Raw genomic sequence first — 22531 nt, 5'->3', positions numbered from 1 at the left:
GTCACGGATTGGTCGGCGGATCAGACGCCCTCGGTGCCGATCCCGGGGTGCACGAACGGACGGCCGGCCTGCATCTCCTCGACGGCGCCCGGGTGGACGCGGCGCAGGTGGTCGAGCCCGCGCCGGCGGTAGCGCAGGATCTGCACGATGCCGAAGGCCCAGAACGGGAACTGCACGGCCATCGCGAGCCGGTAGTCGTCGAGCGCGTAGGCGTCCATGCCACCGGGCTGGGCCAGGTCGAGCACGACGCCGATCAGCGCCATCACGAGCAGGGAGGCGGTGAAGCCGCCGACGTTGACCAGGCCGTTGGCGCGCCCGATCGCCTGGACGGGCGTGAAGGTCCGGGCGAGGTCGAAGCCGACCATCGACGCCGGTCCCCCGCTCGCGGTCGCGAACGCCATCACGACGACCAGCCACGCCGGCGCCACCCCGGGCCACAGCAGGACCGCGGTCCAGGCGGCGGCCATCGTCAGGACGACGCCGATCACGATCCAGGAGCGGTAGAGCGGCAGCCGCGCCACCAGCCGCGCGAGCACCAGCCCGCTCGCCACGGCCCATGCGGTCATCGCCATCAGCAGCCCGCTGGCTGCACCCTCCGACCAGCCCAGGCCACGCACCAGGAAGGGGAAGCCCCACAGCAGGACGAAGACCGTGCCTGAGAACTGCGAGGTGAAGTGCGACCACATGCCCAGCCGCGTGCCGGGATTGCCCCAGACGGTCCTGACCGACTGGGCCAGGGCGCGGAGCTTGATGTGCACCACCTCGTCACGGCGGTACGGCGAGTCCTTGACCAGGAAGACCACGGCGATCAGCAGCACGACACCGATCGAGGAGACCGAGGCGAAGGCGCGGGTCCAGCCGAGCCGGTCGAGCAGCAGCGTGAGCGGGGCGGCGGCGGCGATCGCGCCCAGCTGGCCGGTGAGGCCGGTCAGCTGCGTGACCATCGGCGCCTGCCGGACCAGGAACCAGACGCTGACGATCCGGATGACGCTGACGAAGATCATCGCGTCGCCCGCCCCGAGCACGGCCCGGGCCGCGACGGCGGCACCGAACGACGTACTGAACGCGAAGGCCAGCTGCCCGGCCGTCATCAGCACCAGCCCGAACAGCAGCAGCGTCCGCGAGCCGAAGCGGTCGAGCAGCACCCCGACCGGCACCTGCATCCCGGCGTAGACGACCAGCTGGAGCACGGTGAACGCCGCCAGGCTCGTGGCGGTGATCTCGAAGCGCTCGGCCGCGAGGATCCCGGCGACGCCGAGGGAACTGCGGTGGAAGACGGCCAGGACATAGACCGCGAGCGCGACCGACCAGATCGCCCACGCGCGACGCCGACCGATGTCGTGGATCTGCTCGGCGCCCATGGCGCCAGCATCGCAGGGAGTCGATCGCCGTACGCGTGTAGGGCTTGTGGCCCCTGATCGCCTGGTCCTGCGGCCACAACTCCTACACGAGTACGCCGCGGCGGCGCTGGCCCCCGAAATGCCGAACGGCCCCGACGATGCGGGGCCGCTGGTGGCAGATGAAGGATTCGAACCTTCGAAGGCATACGCCGACGGATTTACAGTCCGCTCCCATTGGCCGCTCGGGCAATCTGCCGTGCTGTTCCTCGTCCAAGGGCGAGCTTGGTCGAGGAGCAACGAGAGATGAGGATAGCGTCAGACCGATCAAGACCGAAAACCGGAGGAGCCACATGGCCGACTCAAGCTTTGACATCGTGAGCAAGCTCGACCGCCAGGAGGTGGACAACGCGCTGAGCCAGGCTGCTCGCGAGGTTGCCACCCGATTCGACTTCAAGGGAACCGGCGCCTCCATCGAGTGGAAGGGCGAGCAGGCCATCGAGATCGTCGCCTCCGCCGACGACCGCGCCACCGCCGTGCTCGACGTCTTCAAGGACAAGCTGATCAAGCGCCAGCAGAGCCTGAAGATCCTCGACGCCACGGAGCCCCGCCAGTCGGGCCAGGTGTCCAAGATCGACATCACGCTCAAGGAGGGCATCACCACCGAGGATGCCAAGAAGATCTCCAAGCTGATCCGCGACGAGGGCCCCAAGGGCGTCAAGGCGCAGGTCCAGGGCGACGAGCTCCGGGTGTCGTCGAAGAAGCGCGACGACCTCCAGGCCGTGCAGGCGCTGGTGAAGTCGCAGGACTACGACTTCGCGGTGCAGTTCACCAACTACCGCTGAGCCACCTCAGGGACGGCCGCGGTCCGCAGGGACAGCGGCCGTCGCCATGAGGTCGGCGGCCACTGGCCCGGTCACCCGTGGGTCGCGAAGGGCAGCACGGCGTGCGCCGAGCGGATGTGCTGGTCGACCCGGTCGGCCGCGAGCGCGCCGTCTCCGGACTCGATCGCGGCGAAGATCGCGCGGTGGTCCTTGCGCAGCTGATCTGCGACCCCTTCCCAGTCCGGTCCGAGCGCCTCCAGGGCATGCAGGATGGGGCGGCGCATCGAGTCGCGCAGGGCGATGGTCATGTCCGCGACGAGGCGATTCCCGCTCGCTTCGGCGATCGCCACGTGGAACGCGGTGTCCAGGTCGTTGAACCTCTCGGCGCCGATGCCGGCACTGTCCATCCCGTCCAGCGCCGCACGCATGGCGTCGAGGTCGTCCTCGCCCGCGTGGTCGGCAGCGAGGGCCGCGCTCGAGCGCTCCAGCATCACGCGGGCGTCGACCACGTCGGGCAGCGGGAAGTTCGAGAGCGCGACATGCAGGCGCAGCAGCCGGGTCAGCGCCTCACTGGGCATGGCGGAGACGATGGTCCCGGCGTCCTTGCCGGATCCGACACCGGACCGCACGACCCCCTGCGCCTCGAGGCCACGAATGGCCTCGCGCACCGCGGACCGGCTGACCTGCAGGTGACCGGCCAGGTCGCGCTCCCCCGGCAGGCGATCTCCGACGCGCAGCGTCCCGGCCAGGATCTGCTCCTCGATCTGGTCGAGGACCAGCTCGTGGGAGCGACTCCGCGTGACGGGGTGCCAGGGCGCCTCCGGGGCGTCCTCGACAGCGGGCGCGACGCGCTCGGTCATCTGCATCGTCCAATCTCTTGACGGGTGATGTGGATCACCCTACAGTCCACATGTGTGGTCAGACCACAGGATGGTCGACCAACGGGTTCACAAACTCTCCGTGGAGGTCCCGATGTACTCACCCGATCTGGCGCCGATCGCTGACAGCCTCGCGCTGTCCTCGCTGGTGGCCGCGCTGCCGTTGGTGACGATCTTTGTCACCCTCGGCGCCCTGCGCTGGAAGGCCCACCTCGCCGCCCTGACGTCCGTCGGCGTCGCAGTCGTGGTCGCCGTGCTGGCCTATGGCATGCCCGCCGACCTGGCGGTGCTCTCGGCCTCCGAGGGGGCGATCTTCGGGCTCTTCCCGATCATGTGGATCGTGCTCGGCGCCCTGTTCCTGCATCAGCTGACGGTGGTCAGCGGCAAGTTCGAGGACCTGCGCGCCACCTTTCACCTCATCTCCGACGACCCACGGATCCAGGCGATCATCATCGCCTTCTGCTTCGGTGGCCTGCTGGAGGCACTGGCCGGCTTCGGCGCCCCCGCCGCGATCTCGGGCGTCATGCTCGTCGCGGTCGGCTTCCCTGCGCTGCGCGCCGCCATGGTGGTCCTGCTCGCCAACACCGCACCGGTGGCCTTCGGTGCCATGGCCATCCCGATCATCACGGCCGGCACCCTGACCGGGATCCCCTACGAGGAGATCGGCGCCGTCGTCGGGCGCCAGACGCCGTTCCTGGCGCTGTTCGTGCCCCTGATCCTGGTCTTCGTGGCCGACGGGCGTCGCGGCGTCCGCGAGATCTGGCCCCTGGCCCTCGTCGTCGGTGCCGTCTTCGGCGCCGCCCAGTTCGTCAGCTCCAACTTCATCTCCGTCGAGCTCACCGACATCATCGCGTCGCTCGCCGGGATGGGCGCCGCGGTGGCGATGCTCCGCGTGTGGCAGCCGCAGGGATCGACCGAGGCCGCCGAGCGGTTGATGAGCACCCACGACGCCGAGGACCTGCCCGACGACGCTCCCAGCGGTGGCGGCAACGTGGCCGTCGAGGCGAGGCGAGAGCTCGACCAGGTCGCGCAGCGAGCCTCCCTGCTCACGCGCGCTCGGATCACGATGGCGCTCTTCCCCTACCTGCTGGTCATCGTGGTCTTCTGCATCGCCAAGCTGGTCGCGCCCGTCACGGAGTTCCTGGCGAGCACCGACCGGCTGGTCGAGTGGCCGGGCCTGCACGGCGCCGTCGAGTCGGCATCGACGATCTACAAGTGGCAGTGGCTCTCCTCGCCGGGCACCTTGCTGGTCATCTGCGCGATCATCATCGGGCTGGTGCAGGGGGTCGCGGCGAAGCGCATCGCCACCGAGTTCCTCACCACCGCGAAGACGTTGCGCTTCGCCTTCCTCACCGTCGCCTCCGTGCTGGCGCTGGCCTACGTGATGAATCTGTCGGGCCAGACCCAGACGATGGGTCACTGGATCGCCGGCACCGGCGCCGCCTTCGCCTTCCTCTCCCCCATCCTGGGCTGGTTGGGCACCGCGGTGACCGGGTCCGACACCAGTGCCAACGCGCTCTTCGCGACGCTCCAGCAGACCGCCGCGGAGAAGGCCGGCCTCGATCCCAACCTGCTGGTCGCGGCCAACACCTCCGGTGGCGTGGTCGGCAAGATGATCAGCCCCCAGAACCTCACGATCGCCGCTGCGGCGGTCGGCCTGGCCGGCCGGGAGTCCGACATCTTCCGCAAGCTCATCGGCTGGAGCCTGGGGCTCCTGTTCGCGCTCTGCCTGCTGGTGGGACTCCAGTCCACTGTGCTGTCCTGGATGGTGTGATCACGATGACCTCACTTCCCGGCCATGGCATGCGGGTGGCGCTCTTCGCCACGTGCTTCAACGACTCGATGTGGCCCGAGACGCCGAAGGCGGTCGTCACGATCCTCGAGCGCCTCGGCGTCACGGTCGAGTTCCCGCTCGAGCAGACGTGCTGCGGACAGATGTTCACCAACACCGGCTACGCCCGCGAGGCCCTGCCGCTGGTCGAGCGCTTCGCCGACGTCTTCGGTGAGTACGACGCCGTCGTGGCGCCCTCCGGATCGTGCGTCGGGAGCGTGCGACACCAGCACGCCACCGTTGCCAGTGGGTGCGACCGCCCCGCCCTGGCCGACCGGGCGAGGACGACGGCCGGGAAGGTCTTCGAGCTCAGCGAGCTGCTGGTCGACGTGCTCGGCGTGACCGATGTCGGAGCGACCTTCCCGCACCGCGTCACCTACCACCCGACCTGTCACTCGCTGCGGATGCTGCGGGTGGCCGACAAGCCGCTGCGGCTGCTGCGGGAGGTCCGCGGTATCGACCTGGTCGACCTGCCCTCGGCCGAGGAGTGCTGTGGCTTCGGGGGCACCTTCGCCATGAAGAACTCCGACACGTCGGTCGCGATGGGTTCCGACAAGGCCCACCACGTCCGCGAGACCCGGGCCGAGGTCCTGGTCGCCGGCGACAACAGCTGCCTGGCCCACGTCGGCGGGCTCCTCACCCGACAACGATCCGGGGTCCGGGTGATGCACCTGGCCGAGGTGCTCGCCTCCACCGAACGCGACTTCGCCGTCGACAACGAGCTCGGCGACCCGCCCGCCGCGACGACCACCCAGCACACCGACACGGAGGCGACGACATGAGCGGCACGTTCATCGGCATGCCGAAGTTCCAGACCGCTGCCAAGGAGGCGCTGGGGAACTCCCAGCAGCGTCGCAACCTGCAGCACGCCACCCACACCATCCGCGAGAAGCGCGCCCGGGTCGTCGAGGAGCTCGACGACTGGGAGGGGCTGCGCCAGGCGGGCGCGGACATCAAGGACAACGTCCTGTCCCATCTCGACACCTACCTCGTCCAGCTCGAGGAGTCGCTCACCAGGGCCGGTGCCACCGTGCACTGGGCCGGCGACGCAGCGGAGGCCAACGAGATCGTCACCTCCCTGGTCCGGGCGACCGGAGCCGACGAGGTGGTCAAGGTCAAGTCCATGGCGACCCAGGAGATCGGCCTCAACGAGGCGCTCGAGGAAGCCGGCATCGCCGCCTGGGAGACCGACCTCGCCGAGCTGATCGTGCAGCTCGGCCACGACCGGCCCAGCCACATCCTGGTCCCGGCCATCCACCGCAACCGGGCCGAGATCCGCGAGATCTTCCTGCGCGAGATGGGGCAGGTGGGCACCCCGCCGCCCGCCGGGCTCACCTCCGAGCCACGCGAGCTGGCCGAGGCCGCCCGCGTGCACCTGCGCGAGAAGTTCCTGCGCGCCAAGGTGGCCATCTCCGGCGCCAACTTCGCCATCGCCGAGACCGGCACCCTCGTGGTCGTCGAGTCCGAGGGCAACGGCCGGATGTGCCTGACCCTGCCCGAGACCCTGATCAGCGTCGTGGGCATCGAGAAGGTGCTGCCACGGCTGGAGGACCTCGAGGTGTTCATGCAGCTGCTGCCACGCAGCTCCACCGGTGAGCGGATGAACCCCTACACCTCCACGTGGACGGGGATCACGCCCGGCGACGGGCCCCAGCAGGTGCACGTGGTGCTGCTCGACAACGGTCGCACCGACGCGCTGGCCGACACCGTCGGCCGCCAGGCCCTGCGCTGCATCCGCTGCTCGGCCTGCCTCAACGTCTGTCCCGTCTACGAACGCGTCGGCGGCCACGCCTACGGCTCGGTCTATCCCGGCCCCATCGGCGCGATCCTCAACCCCCAGCTCCGCGGCACCACCAGCGAGGTGGACCAGTCCCTGCCCTACGCCTCGTCCCTGTGCGGTGCATGCGGCGACGTCTGCCCCGTCAAGATCGAGATCCCCGACCTCCTCGTGCACCTGCGCACGCGCGTGGTCGACGAGCACCGCGGCGGGATGCCCTCCGGTGAGGAGATCGCGATGAAGGGCGCCGCCTGGATGTTCTCCGACCACCGCCGGTGGGAGAAGGCCCAGAAGGGCGCCGAGCTGGGCGGCCGCATGTTCCGGAAGAAGGACACCATCGGACGTCTCCCGGGACCGCTGTCGGCCTGGAGCGACGCCCGCGACGCCCCCGTGCCGCCCGCAGAGTCCTTCAGGACATGGTGGAAGCGCGAGAAGGAAGGCCAGTGATGAGCGCCCGAGAAGACATGCTCGCCCGGATCGCCACTGCCCTCGAGGGCGCCGAGCGGACACCACCCCCGGACCACCCGTACGGCGCCGTGACCCCGCTGGCCGACCTCGCGGCCACCTTCGTCGAGTGCGTGGAGGACTACCGCGCCGTCGTCCAGCGGGTGACCCCTGACGGCATCGCGGCGGCAGTGGCCGAGGCGCTCTCGCGGGCCACGCGCATCGTCGTACCCCCCGGTCTGCCGACGGAATGGCTGGCCGTCCTCGACGGCGTCGAGGTCGTGGCCGACGACGGGCACCTGAGCGCCGACGAGCTGGACCGGTTCGACGCGGTCGTCACCGCGGCGCGGGTCGGGATCGCCGTGACCGGCACCATCGTGCTCGACCACGGCCCCGACCAGGGCCGCCGTGCCCTGTCCCTGGTGCCCGACCTGCACATCTGCGTCGTGCACGAGTCGCAGCTGGTGGGCGACGTGCCCGAGTCCATCGCCCCGCTCCGCGACGCCGTCGACGCCGGCCGGCCCCTGACCTGGATCAGCGGTCCCTCGGCCACCAGTGACATCGAGCTCGAGCGGGTCGAGGGAGTCCACGGCCCCCGCACCCTGCACGTCCTGCTCGTCGCGCCGACGTCGTAGCCGCCACCGCCCGCACGGGCGTCAGGCCGAGGGGCGCGCCGTGGCCACGGCGTCGGCGAACCACCGCGTGATCGAGGTGGGGTGCGTGATCGCGGTGCCGACGACGACGGCGTGCGCACCCCGCGCCAGTGCCTCGGCGGCCTGGGCCGGGGTGTGGATGCGGCCCTCGGCCACGACCGGCACGTCGAGGGCACCGGCAAGACGGGCGACCAGGTCGAGGTCCGGCCCCGCCAGCTTGGGCGTGTAGTCGGTGTAGCCCGACAGCGTCGTGCCGACGAGGTCGGCACCGGCCTCGGCGGCAGCGATGCCCTCCTCGAAGGTCGACACGTCGGCCATCACCAGGACGTCGTGGTGCTCGCGCAGACCGGCGACGGTCTCGGCGAGGCTCAACCCGTCGGGTCGGGGGCGGCTGGTGCCGTCGAGGGCGACCACCTCCGCGCCGGCAGCGGCGACGGCGACGGCGTGGGCCAGGGTCGGGGTGATGAACACCCCCTCCTTGCCGTCCTTCCAGAGGCCGATGACCGGGACGCCGAGGCCGGCCCGCATGGCCTCGATGTGGTCGATCCCCTGGGCGCGTACGGCGACGGCCCCACCGGCCACGACGGCCTGCGCGACCCGGCTCATGGTGTCGGCGGTGTTCATCGGCTCGTCGCCGTAGGCCTGGCAGGACACCACCAGTCCCCCGCGCAACCGCTCGAGCACGTCGATCATCAGGCTTCCTCTCCTACGAGTTCCCAGGCGAGCGAGGCGGCACCGAGCAGTGCTGCGTCGCCGCCCAGCCCGGAGCCCACGATCTCCACGTCACGCAAGGACGGCAACAGCTCCGCGGCCGAGCCCTCGACCAGGGCGGCCCACCAGGGGTCGCCAGCGTTGACCACGCCGCCGCCGACGACGACCACGTCCGGGTCGAGCACGTTGACCAGCCCGCCGATGGTGGCCCCGACCGCGAGCCCGCCGAGCCGGATGACCGAGGCTGCCTCCGCGTCGCCCGCGGAGGCGGCGGCGACCACCGCCTCGAGGTCGGCGACCTCCACGCCCGTCCGCCGCGTGTGCTCCCGCACCAGGGCCGGTCCACTGGCGATCGCCTCGAGGTGACCGGTGGCGCCGCAGCTGCACGGCAGGTCGCGCGCGTGCGCCGACGGCACGTGGCCGACGTGTCCGGCGGCGGCGTTGGCCCCGACCAGCGTGCCCCCGGGCAGCACGAAGGCTCCGCCCACGCCGGTGCCGACGGCCACGAACAGCGCCGTGCGACGGCCGCGGGCGGCGCCGTACCGGCTCTCCCCCAACGCGTGCGCATGCACGTCGTTGACGACGGTGGTGGCCAGGCCGGTGCGGGCGGCGAGCTCGCCGCGCAGGTCGGTGCCGGCCCAGCCGGGCAGCGCGTCGGTGGCGCCGAGCACGTGGCCGCCGACCGGATCGATCACGCCGGCGCTGCCGACACCCAGGGCCAGCAGGCGGTGCGCGTCGTCGCGCAACGACGCCACCAGCGCGGACGCCGTCGACAGCACTGCCCCGGCGCCGGCTCGCGCCGGTGTCGGGGCCTCACTGCGGCGTACGACGCCTCCGTCGCGGTCGACGAGGGCCGCCGCGGTCTTGGTGCCGCCGATGTCGACGACGGCGACCGTCTCGGTGGTGGGCATCTGGTTAGAGCAGCCCCGCCAGCTCGAGCTCGCCGCGGATGCGGGCGGTCTCGTCGGCGTCGAGCGGGCGCATGGGCAGGGACACCGCGTTGGAGTCGATGACGCCGAGCAGGGTGAGCGCGGTCTTGAAGGCGCCGACGCCGCGCGTGCTGCCCGCGGCCGTCGCGTCGGGGGCGTCGACGATCCGGAAGAGCCGGGTGAGCCGGTCCTGCTCGGCCTTCGCGGCCGCCCAGTCGCCGGCGCGGCAGGCGCGGTCGAGACGCACGTAGCCGTCCGGGTCGACGTTGCCCAGCCCGGGGACGGCGCCGGAGGCACCGGCGAGCATCATCGCGTCGACGACCACCTCGTGGCCGGTGAGGGTGACGAACTCGGCGTCGGGCAGCTCGTCGGCGAGCCGCACCAGCAGCTGGCGGAACGACACGTCGTCACCGCTCGAGTCCTTGACCCCGGCCAGCACTCCGTCCGCGGCGAGGCGCAGGTGCATGTCGACGGGGATCTTGGTGTGCACGCACACCGGGATGTCGTAGGACAGCATCGGCAGGTCGGTCGCGGCGTGGATCGCGCGGAAGTGTCGCTCGACCTCGTAGGGGCCGACCAACGTGTAGAACGGCGCCGTGGTGACGAGGGCGTCCACGCCCAGCGCCTGCGACGCGTGCGCGCGGTCGATGACCCGCTGGGTCGTCGGCTCGATGCAGCCGGCCATGACCGGGACGGCCCCGCCGGTCGTCTTCACGATCACCTCGAGGGCCTGGTCGCGCTGGGCGTCGGTCAGGAAGACCGTCTCGCCCGAGCTGCCGAGGGCGAAGAGTCCGTCCACCCCGGCCTCGAGCTGGCGCTCCACGAGCCGCTCGAGGGACGCCGTGTCCACGGCACCGTCCTCGGTGAGTGGAGTGACGGTGGGCGGGACGACGCCGCCGAATCGCGGCCTGGGGGTGTTCACGAGCTCTCCTTGACGTGCAGTGGTGTGTCGGTATGGGTGGCCGCCCGCGCCAGCTCGACGAGCTCGCCGTCGGTGGTGCCGGCCGGGATCGGGTGGTAGCAGCGGAAGTCGTGGGGCTTGCCGCCGTTGGCGGCACCGGGCTCCGGCCTCGGCATCTCGCCGGCGCAGATCTCGGTGGCCTTCCAGCAGCGGGTGCGGAACGGGCAGCCGCTGGGTGGCCTGGTCGCCGAGGGGACCGGGCCGACGAGCGGGATCGGGTCGAGCGGGGAGAGCAGGCCGGGGGTCGCCGAGAACAGCGCCCGTGTGTAGGGGTGCTGGGCACCCTCGGGCACCAGCGAGGCGGGTGTCTGCTCGACGATCCGCCCGAGGTACATCGTGATGATCCGGTCGCTGACCCGCTTCACCGTCTGGATGTCGTGCGAGACGAAGACCATCGCCAGGCCGAGCCGCTCCTTGAGGTCGAGGAGCAGGTTGAGGATCTGCGCGCGCACCGACACGTCCAGCGCGCTGGTCGGCTCGTCGGCGATGATCAGGTGCGGGTCGAGCGCGAGCGCCCGGGCGATCGACACGCGCTGGCGCTGGCCGCCGGACAGCTGGCTGGGCAGCACGTCGGCGACCGACTGCGGCAGCCCGACCAGCTCCATCAGCTCGGCGATCCGCGCGTCGCGCTCGGCCACGGTGCCGCGGCGGTGCACGTCGAGGGGGTCGCGCAGGATCTGGCGCACCGGCATCCGCCGGTTGAGCGAGGTGGCGGGGTCCTGGAAGATCATGCCGACGCCCGCGCCGATGTGCAGCCGGCGCTCGGCCGCGCTCATCGACCAGACGTCCTGGCCCGCGACCTGCACTTCGCCGCTGGTCGGTTTCTGCAGGCCGACCAGCACCTTGGCCAGCGTCGACTTGCCGCAGCCCGACTCGCCGACGACACCCACCGTCTCGCCGGCGGCGATGGACAGGTCGGCCCCGGTCAGGGCATAGACGCGCTCGCGGTCGAAGATGCCGCCACCGCGGGTGCGGTGCACGACGTGGACGTCGGTCAGGCTGGCGATCGCCTGCGTGGGGACGGGGGTGGCGGTCATCGGGTCACCTCCGTGGCCTCGAGCTGGAGCGCGGGGTGGTGGCACGCGTAGCGGTGGTCGGGCTCACCGACGAGCGGTGGCGCCTGCTCGCGACAGATGTCGCTGGCCATCGGGCAGCGGTCGCTGAACCGGCAGCCGAGCGGGAAGTCCGCCGGCGACGGCACCACACCGGGGATCTGCGTGAGCCGCTCGGCGCCGGTCTCCAGCGACAGCACCGACCCGAGCAGGCCGCGCGCGTAGTGGTGTGCCGGGGCGCCGATCACGTCGGTGGTCACGCCCGACTCGACGATCTGGCCGCCGTACATCACGACCACGCGGTGCGAGACGTCACTGACCAGCGCGAGGTCGTGGCTGACCAGGATCAGCGCGAAGCCCAGCTCGGCCTGCAGCCGCAGCAGCAGCTCCATCACCTGCGCCTGCACGGTCACGTCGAGCGCCGTGGTGGGCTCGTCCGCGATCACCAGCCGCGGGTCGCGCGACAGCGCCATGGCGATGACGACGCGCTGGCGCTGACCGCCCGACAGCTCGTGGGGGTAGGCCGACAGGGTGCGCTTCGGGTCCAGCCCGACGAGGCCCATCAGCTCGACCGCCGTACGCGTGCCGCCGCGGCGGATCAGCTGCCTGAGCTGGCCGCCGATCGTGATCGACGGGTTCAGCGCGGAGAGCGCGTCCTGGTAGATCATCGCGATGTCGCGGCCCATCAGGGCACGACGCCGCGTGGCGTTGAGCGTCAGCAGGTCGGTGCCGTCGAAGGCCATGGTGCCGCGGATGCGGGCGCCCTTGGGCTGCAGCCCCATCACCGCGAGGGCGGTCAGCGACTTGCCCGAGCCCGACTCGCCGACCAGTCCCAGCACCTCGCCGGGGCGTACGGCGAAGGAGATGCCGTCGACGATGTCGACGCCGTTGTGCACGCCGGCGAACCCGATCGAGAGGTCCTCCACCGAGAGGATCGGCTCACCGGTCGGCCGCGGCCGGGCCCGCTCCCGCAGGCGCTGGGCCGCCTCGGCGAGGCCGGGCAGCTCGATCACCTTGCCGTTGCCGGGGCGAGCCTGCTCGAGCCGGTCGCCGACGACGACGTCGCGACGCACCAGGGAGCGCCGGGCGGCCGGGGCGGCCCAGGCGTCGGAGATGCCCTCGGAGAGCACGTTGAGCGCGAGCACCGTGAGCAGGATCAGCAGGCCCGGGAAGAAGGTGGCCCACCAGCCCCCGACCTGGACCATCTCCTTGCCGAAGGCGATGACCGAGCCCCACGAGGAGGCGGCGTCCTGCGGCGAGAGACCGCCGCCGATGAACGACAGCGACGCCTCGAAGACGATCGCGTCGGCGACCATCACGGTCACGAACACCATGATCGGCGCCGCGCAGTTGCGCAGGACGTGGCGCCACAGGATGTGCGGGCGGCGCGCGCCGATGATGCGCTCGGCGGCGACGTAGTCCTCGCGGTACTGCGAGAGCACGTTGGCGCGCACGATGCGGGCGACCGGCGGGATGAAGACGAAGCCGATCGCGACGATCAGCACGAACAGGCTGTTCTTGCCGAACGAGATGATGAGCAGGGCGGAGAGCACGATGGCCGGGAAGGCCATCACGACGTCGAGGACGCGCATGACGAGCTCGTCCACGGCGTTGCGCGAGGTTCCGGCGAGCGCACCGAGCAGCGCCCCGAACACCAGGGCGATCCCGGCGGCACCGAAGCCGACCATCAGCGAGCGGCGGGTGCCGGCGACCAGACGGGAGTAGACGTCGCGGCCGAGCTTGTCGAGGCCGAACCAGTAGTCCGAACCCGGACCTGTCAGTGGCGAGTCGAGCCCGGTCTGGGTCGGGTCGTGCTTGAGCAGCAGCGGCGCGAGCACTCCGACGAGCACGATGAGCAGCACGAAGCCGAGGGCGAACTGCGAGGTCAGGTTGAGACGGCGGAGGTGGTGCATCAGTGGCCTCCCCTCAGCCGAGGGTTCGCGAAGAGATAGAGGATGTCGACGACCAGGTTCACGACGACGAAGCCGAGGGCGATGGTCAAGATCGTGCCCTGCGCGAGCGCGGTGTCGTTCTGGCGGACGGCGGTCATGATCAGCGTGCCCATGCCGGGCAGCGAGAAGATCGCCTCGATGATCACGGTGCCGCCGATGAGGTAGCCGATCCGCAGGCCGAGGACCGTGAGCGGGTTGACGAGCGCGTTGCGCAGCACGTTGCGCCCGACGACGACGTGGGGCGGCAGGCCGGCGCCGATGGCGGTGCGGACGTAGTCGCGGTCGAGCTCCTCGACCATCGACGTCCGCACGATCCGGGCCAGCGAGCAGCCGACCGGCACCGCCAGCGCGAGGGCCGGCAGGGCGAGGGTCTCGAGGAACCCGCTCAGCGAGTCGGCCGGGTTGACGTAGCCACCGGTCGGGAAGAACGGGCGGCGTACGGCGAACTCCTGGATGAGCAGGAGGGCCAACCAGAAGGACGGCATCGCGATGCCGGCCATCGAGGCGAAGCGCATGACCTGGTCGGGCCAGCGGTCGCGGTAGAGCGCCGCGGTGATGCCGAGGGCCAGGCCGATCACCATGGCGCCGAGGACACCGAGGACCGTGAGCTGGATGGTGAGCGGGAGGGCCGTGGCGATCTTGCTCGCGACCGGCACTGAGGGCGGGAACGTCATCCCGAGGTCGCCGCGCACGAGGTCGCCGAGGAAGAAGAGGTAGCGCACCGGCAGCGGACGATCGAGGCCGTTGGCCTCCTTGAACGCGGCGACCTGGGCCGCCGAGGCCTGGTCGCCGAGGACGGACAGTGCCGGGTCGACCGGTGAGAACTGCATGACCACGAAGACGAACAACGTGATCCCCAGGACCAGCGGGACCAGGGTCAGCAGTCGCCTGGCGATCATGCTCAGGACAGTCAGCATGGGTTCACTCTCGATGAATCGGGGGAATGCGTCCTGCCCGGCTCGGGGGGAAGCCGGGCAGGACGCGGTGCGGCCGGATCAGGTCCGGTCAGTCCTTGCGCTCGGCATCGAGGAAGTACATGCCGGTGGTGGCGGCGCCCTCGAAGCCCTCGAGCGCGTCGGCGTCGTAGGCCGTCACGACCTGCGTGTGCAGGATCGGGTAGAGAGGCGCTTCCTCGGCGATGATGTCGAGCGCCTGCTTCCACAGGTCGGCCCGCTCGGTCTCGTCGTCGGCCTGCGAAGCCGCGTCGATGAGGTCCGCGACCTGCTGGCGCTCGGGAGCATCCCAGCGGTAGCGGTCCGACGGCCAGGTCGAGCCGTAGTAGAACCAGCGCAGCAGCAGGTCGGCGTCGGGACCGAAGACACTCGGGTCACCCGAGGCGAGCAGCACGCGGAACTTGTCCGAGGGGACGAGCTCGCCGTACACCGCGGCGGACGGGACGGTGTTGAGCGTCGCCTTGACGCCGATCGCCTTCCACGCCTCGATCACGAGCGGGGCGATGTCCTTGATGAAGGACGCATCGGTCGTGACCAGCTCGAAGGACAGGTCCTTGACGCCCGCGTCCGCGAGCAGCTGCTCGGCCTTGGCGGCGTCGTAGTCGTAGACCGTCGAAGCCTCCTGGTAGTCCGGGTTGCCCTCGTCGAGATAGCTGCTGGCGGGGGTGCCGAAGCCGCTCAGTGCGGTCTGGATGATCTTGTCCTTGTCGAGCGCGTAGTGCAGCGCCTGCCGCACCCGCTTGTCGTCGAAGGGAGCTGCGGAGTTGTTGAACATCAAGAACGCCTGGTTGAAGGCCTGCTTGGCCTCGACCTCGTAGGAGCCCTTCAGGGAGTCGACGTTGAGGTAGGGCACGGCCTCGATGGCCTGGACGCGACCACCCTCGAGGTCGGCGATCCGCGCGGCGGCGTCAGTGTTGGTGTTCCACGTCATGGTCTCCGCCTTCGCAGGAAGAGGACCGTTGTAGTTCTCGTTCTTCGAGAGCTTCAGGCCCGACTCGGCCGAGGCGCTGTCGAGCTTGTAGGGGCCCGAGCCGACCGGAGCGGTGTCGAAGGCCTCGGACGCGGCCTCGTCGGCAGTGAGCGCCTTGGGCACGATCTTGATGACGGCGATGCGCTGGGCGAAGAGCGGGAAGGGCGTCTTGAGCTTGAACTCGACCGTCGCGTCGTCGGTCGCGGTGACGCTCTCGATGAAGCTGATGAAGCCGTTCATCAGGGGCACGACCGCGGGGTCCGCCGGCTCGAGGACGCGCGTGAAGGAGTGGGCCACGTCCTCGGCGGTCACGGCGCTGCCGTCGGAGAACTTGGCGTCGTCGCGCACCTCGACGGTCCAGGTCAGGCCGTCCTCGCTGGCGACGGGGTCGGACTTGGCGAGCGCGAGGTAGGGCTCACGCGTCACCGGGTCGAGGTCGACGAGGCCCTCGAAGATGTGCTGGTTGGCCGCCGTGGCCACCGCGCTGGACGCGTTGTCCGGGTCGAAGCCGCTCGACAGCGCGAAGGCCAGCGTGGCCTCGATGCTGTTCGAGGAGCTGGCGCCGGAGTTGGTCGAGGATGGTCCGCTGCACGCGGCCGTGGCGACCGCGAGGCTGAGGGCCACGGCCACCGCCTTCGCGCCCGTCGTCAGCCGGCGTCGCACGCCCGCCGATCGGTCCGACCGTGTCGTGTCGGTGATGCTCACTGTTGCCTCCATCGGGGGTCAGAACCTGGCCGCGGAGACCGCCAGCGCTCTGTGTCGAGATGATGCGATTCGGAATTACTTCACCGGACCTATGACGTCTGATGTCTGATGCCGGTATGCTGAGCGTGACACGGATCACGACGGAGGGCAAGGCCATGAGCGGAACGAATCTGTCTCCCCAGCCGGACAACGGCATCCCGGCGAGGCGTCGCACGCGCCACCTGCGGGAGACGGTTGCCGACGACATCAAGCAGCTCATCCTCCAGCAGCGGCTGCGTCCCGGCGACCCGTTGCCGACCGAGGCGGAGCTGTGCGACGCCGTCGGCGCGAGCCGCTCCAGCGTCCGCGAGGCCGTCAAGACGCTCGCCGCGCTCGACATCGTGGAGGTGCGCCACGGCCACGGCACCTATGTCGGCGGGATGTCGCTGGCCGCCCTCGTCGAGAGCCTCGCGTTCCGCGGGCTGCTGAGCCAAGCCGACGACCACCTCGTGCTCTCCGAGCTGGTCGAGGTGCGCCAGACCCTCGAGCAGGGCCTGGCCGACCAGATCATCGCCGGCCTCGACGACGACCACCGCTCCGAGCTCTCGCTGCTCGCCGACGGCATGCGCCAGAAGGCGGCCGACGGCAAGGAGTTCATCGAGCTCGACCGCGAGTTCCACCTCATGCTGATGGAGCCGCTGGGCAACAACCTGATCCTGCAGCTGACGGGTGCCTTCTGGGACGTGCACACGATCGTCGCCCCCTCCCTGGAGACGACCAGCGAGAGCCTCCGGGTCACCGCGGAGCACCACTGCGACATCGCCGCGGCCGCCGTGGCCGGCGACGCCGACGCGCTGCGCACCGCCATCGCCAACCACTACGAGCCGATCCGGGCCTCGATCGCCGGCGCCCGCGCCCAGCGCGGCACCGCGTCCAGCGAGGTCTGATCCGCCAGTGCCGCACTTCGACCTGCCGCTCGCCGACCTGGCGACGTACCTCCCCGCACGCCGCGAACCTGCCGACTTCGACCGCTTCTGGGCCGACACCCTCACCGCCGCGCGCGCCGCGCCGCTCGACGTCGAGACGGCGCCGCACGCGACAGTCCTGCCGCTCGTCGACAGCCGCCACCTGTGGTTCTCGGGCTTCGACGGCGACCGCATCCACGCCCTGCTCATCGCCCCGTCCCCTGCCGTGGTCCCCGGCCCCGTGCCGATGGTCGTGCAGTTCCTGGGCTACGGCGACGGCACCGGCAGTCCCCTCGACTGGCTCGCGCTCCCGGCCGCCGGCTTCGCCACCCTCGTCGTCGACACCCGCGGGCAGGGCGCGCGGGCTCGCCGGGCGGGCGCGACCGGGGACGCCGCCGGCAGCGCGTCACCCCACGTCGAGGGGTTCCTGACCCGCGGCATCCTCGACCCGGCCGACTACTACTACCGGCGTGTCTTCACCGACGCAGTGCGAGCGGTCGAGGCGGCCGCCAGCCTCGACTTCGTGGACCCGAGCCGGATCGCCGTCGCGGGCGCCAGCCAGGGCGGCGGCATCGCCCTCGCCGCGGCAGCCCTCGCCGACGGCGTCGCGGCAGCGGTCGTCAACGTGCCGTTCCTGTGCCACATGCAGCGCGCCGTCGAGATCACCGCGCGGGCGCCGTACGCCGAGCTGCTCGCGTTCGTCCGCACCCACCGCGCCGCCGCCGATCGCGCCCTCGCGACCCTCGACTACTTCGACGGCGTCAACATGGCCGCGCGCAGCGACGTGCCGGCGCTGTTCTCGGTGGCCCTGATGGACGACGTGTGCCCGCCCTCCACCGTCTACGCGGCCTACAACCACTACGCCGGCACCAAGGAGCTCGAGGTCTACACCTACAACGAGCACGAGGGTGGCGGCGTCGCCCAGGACGAGCTCACCATCGCGTGGCTACGCGAACGGTTCGCCACGACCTGACGACGCCGCCACACCTCAGGGCCAGGGCAGCAGGTCCACGACGTTGCCCACCAGACGGGGCAGGTTCGCGGCACCGTTGGCCTGGGTGCCGACGAGGTGCACCGGGACAGCTCCGTCACCGGTGATCGTGAGGTTGGAGAAGGTGCACCCGGACAACAGCCACCGGGTGCCGACGAGCCGACTGGCCCGGACGTCGGTGTACCAGAGCGTGTTGCCGGTGAAGGTCGGCGGCAGCAGGCCCTCGATGGTGACGCCCCTCCCGGGATCGCGATCGACCCCTCCGACCGGGAACGCGAGGTTGGTCGTCCACCGCACAGAGCCACCACTGCCGTTGGAGTGGTTGAACGTGTTCCCCACGACGGACCCGTGGTTCCAGTTGTCGGCCGCGAGCGCGCCGTACGGGCTGGTCGCGGCGATCGCGTAGTAGGCGCCGTGGCAGTTCTGCAGCACGTTGCCGGTCACGGTCCAGTTGCCCGACGAGCTCCAGATGCCGAGCCGGCAGTAGGAGAAGTGGTTGTCGCTGAGCAGGGAGTACTCGCTGCGATCCGCCAGTGACACCCCGATGTAGCAACGCTCGAACGAGTTCCCCTGCAGCTTCACGCGGTAGTCGAAGTAGTTGTCGGCGGCCGCGCCGGTCACCACCACCCCGGCGCCGCGCCAACGCTGGAAGTCGCAGTCGAGGACGCGGACATTGGTGCACCGGGTGAGCCGGAGTCCGACGTGGCCGAACTCGGCGGGCGCGTTGACGACCTCCCCGTCCTGCCCGAGGAAGCGCACGCCGCGGATCGTGACGTTGCGACGCGACGTCGCCGCGAGGGCGCCGATGGCGCCACCCGCGACCGTGACGATCGCGCCGTTTCCCTCGATCAGGCACTCGTCGGGCAGGTCGGCGGTCCGGTCCAGGACGTAGGTCGCACCGGGCACGAGCTGGACCCGGGGCGTCTCGGCCAGCAGGGCCGTCCAGTCGTTGCCGTCCACGGGCGCCAGGACCGGGAGCCCGGAGCGCCCGGAGGAGTCCGCCACTGCCGGCTGGGCCGTGGCAGCCAGTCCTGCCAGGCCCAGCCCGGCCGCTCCGAGTCCGGTCAGGGCGCCACGTCGCGTCGTCGTCATCTCAGCCTCAACGGCCGGACCTCGGCCGCCGAGGCGAAGACCTTCCCGTCCGTGGCGCTGAGCGCCTCGAGCCGGACGTAGCGGGCGTCCTGCCGGGCGAAGCGCGCCTCCGCCAGGCCCTTGCCCGCCGGGAAGGTGCCCGAGGCGACCTTCGTCCACGTCGTGTTGTCCGAGCTGACGAGGACGTTGTAGTCGGCAATGTCGCCGTTGGTCCCCGTGGCCCGGCGCTGGTAGCGCAGCCCGGTCAGTGCCTGGGAGCTGCCGAGGTCCAGCGTGATCTGGTGCGGGTGGCCGGCCGCGGGGCTGGTCCACCTGGAGTGCCAGATGGTCGCCGAGCTGCCGTCGATCGCGTTCACGGCGCGGCCGTCCTCGCCCGCGGTCTCCTCGCTGGAGACCGAGGCGATCGCCAGGTCGGACGACGGCACGAGCTCCTCGCCGGGCCGGAGGTCGTCGGAGACCTCCACGCTGTGGATCGTGCCCACGAAGCCCCACCGGTTGCCCGGGGCTGCCGCCCCGCCGGCGACGGGGAGGTGCGCCCGGTTCATGCCCACGGTCAGGTTCGGCAGCCCACTGGGATTGAGGGCGTGCGGCTTGGTGAGCGCGGTGACGTCGGCGAAGAAGGCCTGACGGTTCACCTGGGCGATGAGCTCGCCGTCCAGGATCAGCGATGTCACGCCCGAGCTGCTCGCTGCGACCAGCTCGTGCTGCTTGCCGTCGGCCACGTCGACGTTGCTCTGCAACCGCACCGGATAGGTGCCGGACGCGGTGCGCACCTCGACGTAGGGCTTGCCACCGTTCAGCGAGACGACCACGTCGCGTACGGCGCTGATCGGGTCCGCGAGCGACAGCAGCGTGCCCACGGTGGGCCGCGCGGTGGTGCTGAACCGCACGGTCACCGCTCCGCCCGTCAGGTCCTTCACCGAGGCGACCCGGTCGGTCAGGTCGGTCATCGTCGAGCCGTCGTAGTCACGCTCGACCAGGTCGCTCAGGACGGTGTTGCCGCCCTTGACGATGATGCTCCCGGAGCCCTGCGAAGAGCCCTTGTCGCTGGTGAGCTCCACCGTGTAGGGGTAGGCGTTGGTCGCCACTCCCTCGGGGACCTGGACGGGCACCCGCACGCTCGCGGTCGCCCCGGGGGCGAGCTTCGCGATCCGCACGTCCGGGGCCGTGAAGCCCTCCGGCAGGTCCAGCGAAACGACGCCGCCGTCGATGGCCCCCGTCTCCTGGCTGGTGATCGAGACCTCGACCTCGGCAGTGCCGCCGGCGGGGCCGGGGTCGGTCGTGCGGGCGGAGACCGGCGCGCAGACGCCGTCGAGCCAGTCCTCCCCGAAGCGCGCATAGGAGATGTGCTGGTAGCCACCGCGTTCGTAGAGCAGGCCGAACCGGCCGTCCGCGAGCGGCGTCAGCGTGGAGTACTCGGCGGCGCCGGGCTCAAGCACCCGCCGGATCGGCCAGGTCTCGCCGTTGTCGCAGGACTGCCGGATCGTCAGGTTGGACCGCCCGCTCAGGGTGGCGGTGTTGCTGAACAGCAGCTTGCGGGCGTCGGCCGACTGCGGCGCGGCGTCCGCGTCGTAGCGGATGATCGAGCCGTTGTTGGCCGGGTCGATCAGCTCGTCGTCGGTGTGCAGGCCCGACCAGCTCTCGCCGCCGTCGTCGGAGAAGGCGACCTTGCGGTAGCCGCCCTGCGCGCGGGAGTTGAGCATCAGCCGGCCGTCGGAGAGCTCGACCACCTTGTTCTCGTCCATCCCGGGGCCGAGGAGCTGGCCGAAGCGCCACGTCTCGCCGTGGTCGTCGCTGATCAGGCTGGCGGCCCAGTTGCCGCCCTGGTGGCGCACGGCGTACTGCTGGACGAGGCGACCGGCGTACGGGCCCCGACGGATCTGGATGCCCTCACCGGACGCGGCGAACAGTCCCGCCCAGGCGGGGTTCTTCGCCTCCTCGGTGAGCCGGCGGTGCTGCCAGGTCACACCGTCGTCGTCGGACCAGCTGACGTCGGCGTGCAGGACGTCGGGGTCGTCGTTGTCGTTGCCGGTGGTGGAACCGAAGTAGCCCTGGTTGATCGAGGCCGCGTGGAAGAGCCAGATGCGGCCCGTCTTCCGGTCGGTGACCAGGCTGGGATCGCCGTACCCGGGCTTGCCGGGCTCGTAGCGAACGACCTGCCGCTCCTGCCAGGTCGTGCCGCCGTCGGTGCTGCGGCGCACGACGAGCGCGATGTTGTTGGGGACGTCGCCGTACGTCGGGCGACCGTCGTAGGAGGCGATCAGGGTGCCGGCGTTGGACTGGGTCAGGGCCGGGATGCGGTAGACGGGGTAGCCGACGCCGGTGTGGTCGAGGTCGGTGGTGAACAGGGGCGCGGGTGCCGGGTCGTCCGCGTGCGCCGGGATGAGGGGCACGGTGACGAGGAGCGCGGCACACCAGGCTCCGAGGAGGCGGCGGGGAGGCGCGTGCATGGGGGTCTCCTTGTTGATCAGACATCTGATGTCTGATCACGCTAAAGAGACGGGCCCGATGTGTCAAGGGTCACACCAGTTGGTCGCTCAGCCGGCGAGCGAGGACTGCATCGACGGGACCATCGCTGCACCCGTGGCCGGGGTGAGCCAGACGGTGGCGCCCTCGACGAGCCCCAGGCTGCGCGCGTGGGTGCGGGTGAGCACGACGGACGCGTCCTCGCCGTCGACCGTGAGCACGCTGAGGCGCACCTCGAAGCCGATGCGCAGCATGCGGTGCACCGAGCCCTCGATCGCGCCTGCGGTGTACGGCGCCGTCGCGACCTCGATGTCGTGCGGGCGCAGCGTCAGGCCGCCGAGGGTGGTGACCTCGCCGAGGAAGCCCATCACGAAGTCGTTGGCCGGCTCGTCGTAGAGCTGGTCGGGTGAGCCGACCTGCTCGACGCGGCCCTCGTTGATGACGACGATCTCGTCGGCGACCTCGAGGGCCTCCTCCTGGTCGTGGGTGACGAAGACCGTGGTGACCGCGACCTCGTCGTGCAGCCGGCGCAGCCAGTCGCGCAGCTCCTTGCGGACCTTCGCATCCAGCGCACCGAAGGGCTCGTCGAGCAGCAGCACGGTCGGCTCCACCGCGAGCGCCCGCGCGAGCGCCATCCGCTGGCGCTGGCCGCCGGAGAGCTGGGAGGGCAGGCGGTGCGCGAACTGCGAGAGGTGCACCAGCTTGAGCAGCTCGTCGACCCGCGCCGCGACCTCGCCCTTCGGCCGCTTGCGGATCTCGAGCCCGAAGGCGACGTTCTTGGCGACCGTCATGTGCTTGAAGACGGCGTAGTGCTGGAACACGAAGCCGACGTTGCGCTTCTGCGGCGGCAGCCTGGTCGCGTCCATGCCCTCGATCGACACCGTGCCGGTGTCGGCGGTGTCGAGGCCGGCGATGATCCGCAGCAGCGTCGACTTGCCGCCCCCGGACGGGCCGAGGAGGGCGGTCAGCTGGCCGGTGGGCAGGGAGACGTTGACGTCGTCGAGCGCGACGAAGTCGCCATACGTCTTGGTGAGTCCGGTGACGTCGATGCTCATGGGTGA

General features: G+C 71.0%; 19 protein-coding genes and 1 tRNA gene. 7 read left to right on the top strand and 13 right to left on the bottom strand.

Features of this window, described 5'->3' with window-relative positions; translation table 11 throughout:
* Nucleotides 1-20: 20 nt before the first annotated feature.
* Both CF8_RS02340 and CF8_RS02335 read right to left on the bottom strand, forming a co-directional pair.
* The gene (locus tag CF8_RS02340) at nucleotides 21-1361 is read right to left on the bottom strand and encodes an MFS transporter (RefSeq protein WP_010831535.1); all 1341 of its coding nucleotides are present in this window, start codon (nucleotides 1359-1361) and stop codon (nucleotides 21-23) included.
* Nucleotides 1362-1510: 149 nt separating this feature from the next.
* Nucleotides 1511-1596: transfer RNA gene (locus CF8_RS02335), tRNA-Tyr, on the bottom strand.
* A 94-nt stretch (nucleotides 1597-1690) separates the two neighbouring features.
* On the opposite strand from CF8_RS02335, the gene CF8_RS02330 reads away from it, so the two are divergent.
* A complete protein-coding gene (locus tag CF8_RS02330) occupies nucleotides 1691-2182 on the top strand; it encodes a YajQ family cyclic di-GMP-binding protein (protein ID WP_036490018.1) in 492 nt (163 codons plus the stop codon).
* Nucleotides 2183-2253: 71 nt separating this feature from the next.
* On the opposite strand, the gene CF8_RS02325 is transcribed toward CF8_RS02330, so the two are convergent.
* Nucleotides 2254-3021 carry a FadR/GntR family transcriptional regulator gene (locus CF8_RS02325; protein ID WP_036490016.1) on the bottom strand — a complete coding sequence of 256 codons (768 nt, stop codon included), beginning with the start codon at nucleotides 3019-3021 and terminating at the stop codon, nucleotides 2254-2256.
* Nucleotides 3022-3133: 112 nt separating this feature from the next.
* On the opposite strand from CF8_RS02325, the gene CF8_RS02320 reads away from it, so the two are divergent.
* The 4 genes from CF8_RS02320 to CF8_RS02305 are packed head-to-tail and all read left to right on the top strand — an operon-like array spanning nucleotide 3134 to nucleotide 7726.
* Nucleotides 3134-4813, top strand: a complete 1680-nt coding sequence (locus CF8_RS02320; RefSeq protein ID WP_036491990.1) for an L-lactate permease — start codon at nucleotides 3134-3136, stop codon at nucleotides 4811-4813.
* A gap of 5 nt (nucleotides 4814-4818) precedes the next feature.
* Nucleotides 4819-5652 (top strand): (Fe-S)-binding protein, encoded by an 834-nt coding sequence (locus CF8_RS02315; protein WP_232211562.1) that lies wholly within the window; start codon nucleotides 4819-4821, stop codon nucleotides 5650-5652.
* Nucleotides 5649-7094: a LutB/LldF family L-lactate oxidation iron-sulfur protein gene (locus CF8_RS02310; RefSeq protein ID WP_010831530.1), complete on the top strand. Its 1446-nt coding sequence runs from the start codon at nucleotides 5649-5651 to the stop codon at nucleotides 7092-7094. Before CF8_RS02315 ends, CF8_RS02310 begins: the two co-directional genes overlap by 4 nt.
* Nucleotides 7094-7726 (top strand): LutC/YkgG family protein, encoded by a 633-nt coding sequence (locus CF8_RS02305; protein WP_198016934.1) that lies wholly within the window; start codon nucleotides 7094-7096, stop codon nucleotides 7724-7726. Before CF8_RS02310 ends, CF8_RS02305 begins: the two co-directional genes overlap by 1 nt.
* A gap of 21 nt (nucleotides 7727-7747) precedes the next feature.
* Here CF8_RS02305 and CF8_RS02300 read toward each other — a convergent pair whose 3' ends face one another.
* From CF8_RS02300 to CF8_RS02270, 7 genes are all read right to left on the bottom strand, one after another.
* Nucleotides 7748-8437: an N-acetylmannosamine-6-phosphate 2-epimerase gene (locus CF8_RS02300; protein ID WP_010831528.1), complete on the bottom strand. Its 690-nt coding sequence runs from the start codon at nucleotides 8435-8437 to the stop codon at nucleotides 7748-7750.
* Complete coding sequence (locus CF8_RS02295; RefSeq protein ID WP_010831527.1) at nucleotides 8437-9366, bottom strand: ROK family protein; 930 nt, start codon at nucleotides 9364-9366, stop codon at nucleotides 8437-8439. The genes CF8_RS02300 and CF8_RS02295 overlap by 1 nt, the downstream gene beginning before the upstream one ends.
* A gap of 4 nt (nucleotides 9367-9370) precedes the next feature.
* Nucleotides 9371-10306: a dihydrodipicolinate synthase family protein gene (locus tag CF8_RS02290; protein WP_010831526.1), complete on the bottom strand. Its 936-nt coding sequence runs from the start codon at nucleotides 10304-10306 to the stop codon at nucleotides 9371-9373.
* Nucleotides 10303-11382 (bottom strand): oligopeptide/dipeptide ABC transporter ATP-binding protein, encoded by a 1080-nt coding sequence (locus CF8_RS02285; protein WP_010831525.1) that lies wholly within the window; start codon nucleotides 11380-11382, stop codon nucleotides 10303-10305. Before CF8_RS02285 ends, CF8_RS02290 begins: the two co-directional genes overlap by 4 nt.
* Nucleotides 11379-13310 carry a dipeptide/oligopeptide/nickel ABC transporter permease/ATP-binding protein gene (locus tag CF8_RS02280; protein WP_010831524.1) on the bottom strand — a complete coding sequence of 644 codons (1932 nt, stop codon included), beginning with the start codon at nucleotides 13308-13310 and terminating at the stop codon, nucleotides 11379-11381. The genes CF8_RS02285 and CF8_RS02280 overlap by 4 nt, the downstream gene beginning before the upstream one ends.
* Nucleotides 13310-14266 (bottom strand): ABC transporter permease, encoded by a 957-nt coding sequence (locus tag CF8_RS02275; RefSeq protein WP_010831523.1) that lies wholly within the window; start codon nucleotides 14264-14266, stop codon nucleotides 13310-13312. Before CF8_RS02275 ends, CF8_RS02280 begins: the two co-directional genes overlap by 1 nt.
* A gap of 88 nt (nucleotides 14267-14354) precedes the next feature.
* Nucleotides 14355-15977 carry an ABC transporter substrate-binding protein gene (locus tag CF8_RS02270; protein WP_010831522.1) on the bottom strand — a complete coding sequence of 541 codons (1623 nt, stop codon included), beginning with the start codon at nucleotides 15975-15977 and terminating at the stop codon, nucleotides 14355-14357.
* A 155-nt stretch (nucleotides 15978-16132) separates the two neighbouring features.
* Here CF8_RS02270 and CF8_RS02265 point away from each other — a divergent pair, with 155 nt between their 5' ends.
* Nucleotides 16133-16903, top strand: a complete 771-nt coding sequence (locus tag CF8_RS02265) for a FadR/GntR family transcriptional regulator (RefSeq protein ID WP_036491982.1) — start codon at nucleotides 16133-16135, stop codon at nucleotides 16901-16903.
* A 7-nt stretch (nucleotides 16904-16910) separates the two neighbouring features.
* The gene (locus tag CF8_RS02260; protein WP_010831520.1) at nucleotides 16911-17894 is read left to right on the top strand and encodes an acetylxylan esterase; all 984 of its coding nucleotides are present in this window, start codon (nucleotides 16911-16913) and stop codon (nucleotides 17892-17894) included.
* A 15-nt stretch (nucleotides 17895-17909) separates the two neighbouring features.
* On the opposite strand, the gene CF8_RS02255 is transcribed toward CF8_RS02260, so the two are convergent.
* The 3 genes from CF8_RS02255 to CF8_RS02245 form a co-directional block, all read right to left on the bottom strand.
* The gene (locus CF8_RS02255; protein ID WP_010831519.1) at nucleotides 17910-19004 is read right to left on the bottom strand and encodes a right-handed parallel beta-helix repeat-containing protein; all 1095 of its coding nucleotides are present in this window, start codon (nucleotides 19002-19004) and stop codon (nucleotides 17910-17912) included.
* Complete coding sequence (locus CF8_RS21320; RefSeq protein ID WP_084622761.1) at nucleotides 19001-21454, bottom strand: exo-alpha-sialidase; 2454 nt, start codon at nucleotides 21452-21454, stop codon at nucleotides 19001-19003. The genes CF8_RS02255 and CF8_RS21320 overlap by 4 nt, the downstream gene beginning before the upstream one ends.
* 87 nt (nucleotides 21455-21541) lie before the next feature.
* Nucleotides 21542-22525: a sulfate/molybdate ABC transporter ATP-binding protein gene (locus tag CF8_RS02245; RefSeq protein ID WP_010831517.1), complete on the bottom strand. Its 984-nt coding sequence runs from the start codon at nucleotides 22523-22525 to the stop codon at nucleotides 21542-21544.
* Nucleotides 22526-22531: the final 6 nt, after the last annotated feature.

The sequence above is a fragment of the Nocardioides sp. CF8 genome (genome assembly GCF_000389985.1).
Lineage (GTDB): Bacteria > Actinomycetota > Actinomycetes > Propionibacteriales > Nocardioidaceae > Nocardioides > Nocardioides allogilvus.
The sequence above is the reverse complement of the archived record's forward strand: the minus strand, read 5'-3'. Positions and strand labels throughout refer to the sequence as shown.

Excerpts from the sequence above, each read along its gene's own strand:
- CF8_RS02325 (WP_036490016.1), bottom strand. The coding sequence starts at position 3,021 with ATGACCGAGCGCGTCGCGCCCGCTGTCGAGGACGCCCCGGAGGCGCCC.
- CF8_RS21320 (WP_084622761.1), bottom strand. The coding sequence starts at position 21,454 with ATGCACGCGCCTCCCCGCCGCCTCCTCGGAGCCTGGTGTGCCGCGCTC.
- CF8_RS02330 (WP_036490018.1), top strand. The coding sequence starts at position 1,691 with ATGGCCGACTCAAGCTTTGACATCGTGAGCAAGCTCGACCGCCAGGAG.
- CF8_RS02295 (WP_010831527.1), bottom strand. The coding sequence starts at position 9,366 with ATGCCCACCACCGAGACGGTCGCCGTCGTCGACATCGGCGGCACCAAG.
- CF8_RS02310 (WP_010831530.1), top strand. The coding sequence starts at position 5,649 with ATGAGCGGCACGTTCATCGGCATGCCGAAGTTCCAGACCGCTGCCAAG.
- CF8_RS02255 (WP_010831519.1), bottom strand. The coding sequence starts at position 19,004 with ATGACGACGACGCGACGTGGCGCCCTGACCGGACTCGGAGCGGCCGGG.
- CF8_RS02265 (WP_036491982.1), top strand. The coding sequence starts at position 16,133 with ATGAGCGGAACGAATCTGTCTCCCCAGCCGGACAACGGCATCCCGGCG.
- CF8_RS02320 (WP_036491990.1), top strand. The coding sequence starts at position 3,134 with ATGTACTCACCCGATCTGGCGCCGATCGCTGACAGCCTCGCGCTGTCC.
- CF8_RS02280 (WP_010831524.1), bottom strand. The coding sequence starts at position 13,310 with ATGCACCACCTCCGCCGTCTCAACCTGACCTCGCAGTTCGCCCTCGGC.
- CF8_RS02300 (WP_010831528.1), bottom strand. The coding sequence starts at position 8,437 with ATGATCGACGTGCTCGAGCGGTTGCGCGGGGGACTGGTGGTGTCCTGC.
- CF8_RS02285 (WP_010831525.1), bottom strand. The coding sequence starts at position 11,382 with ATGACCGCCACCCCCGTCCCCACGCAGGCGATCGCCAGCCTGACCGAC.
- CF8_RS02315 (WP_232211562.1), top strand. The coding sequence starts at position 4,819 with ATGACCTCACTTCCCGGCCATGGCATGCGGGTGGCGCTCTTCGCCACG.
- CF8_RS02275 (WP_010831523.1), bottom strand. The coding sequence starts at position 14,266 with ATGCTGACTGTCCTGAGCATGATCGCCAGGCGACTGCTGACCCTGGTC.
- CF8_RS02305 (WP_198016934.1), top strand. The coding sequence starts at position 7,094 with ATGAGCGCCCGAGAAGACATGCTCGCCCGGATCGCCACTGCCCTCGAG.
- CF8_RS02340 (WP_010831535.1), bottom strand. The coding sequence starts at position 1,361 with ATGGGCGCCGAGCAGATCCACGACATCGGTCGGCGTCGCGCGTGGGCG.
- CF8_RS02245 (WP_010831517.1), bottom strand. The coding sequence starts at position 22,525 with ATGAGCATCGACGTCACCGGACTCACCAAGACGTATGGCGACTTCGTC.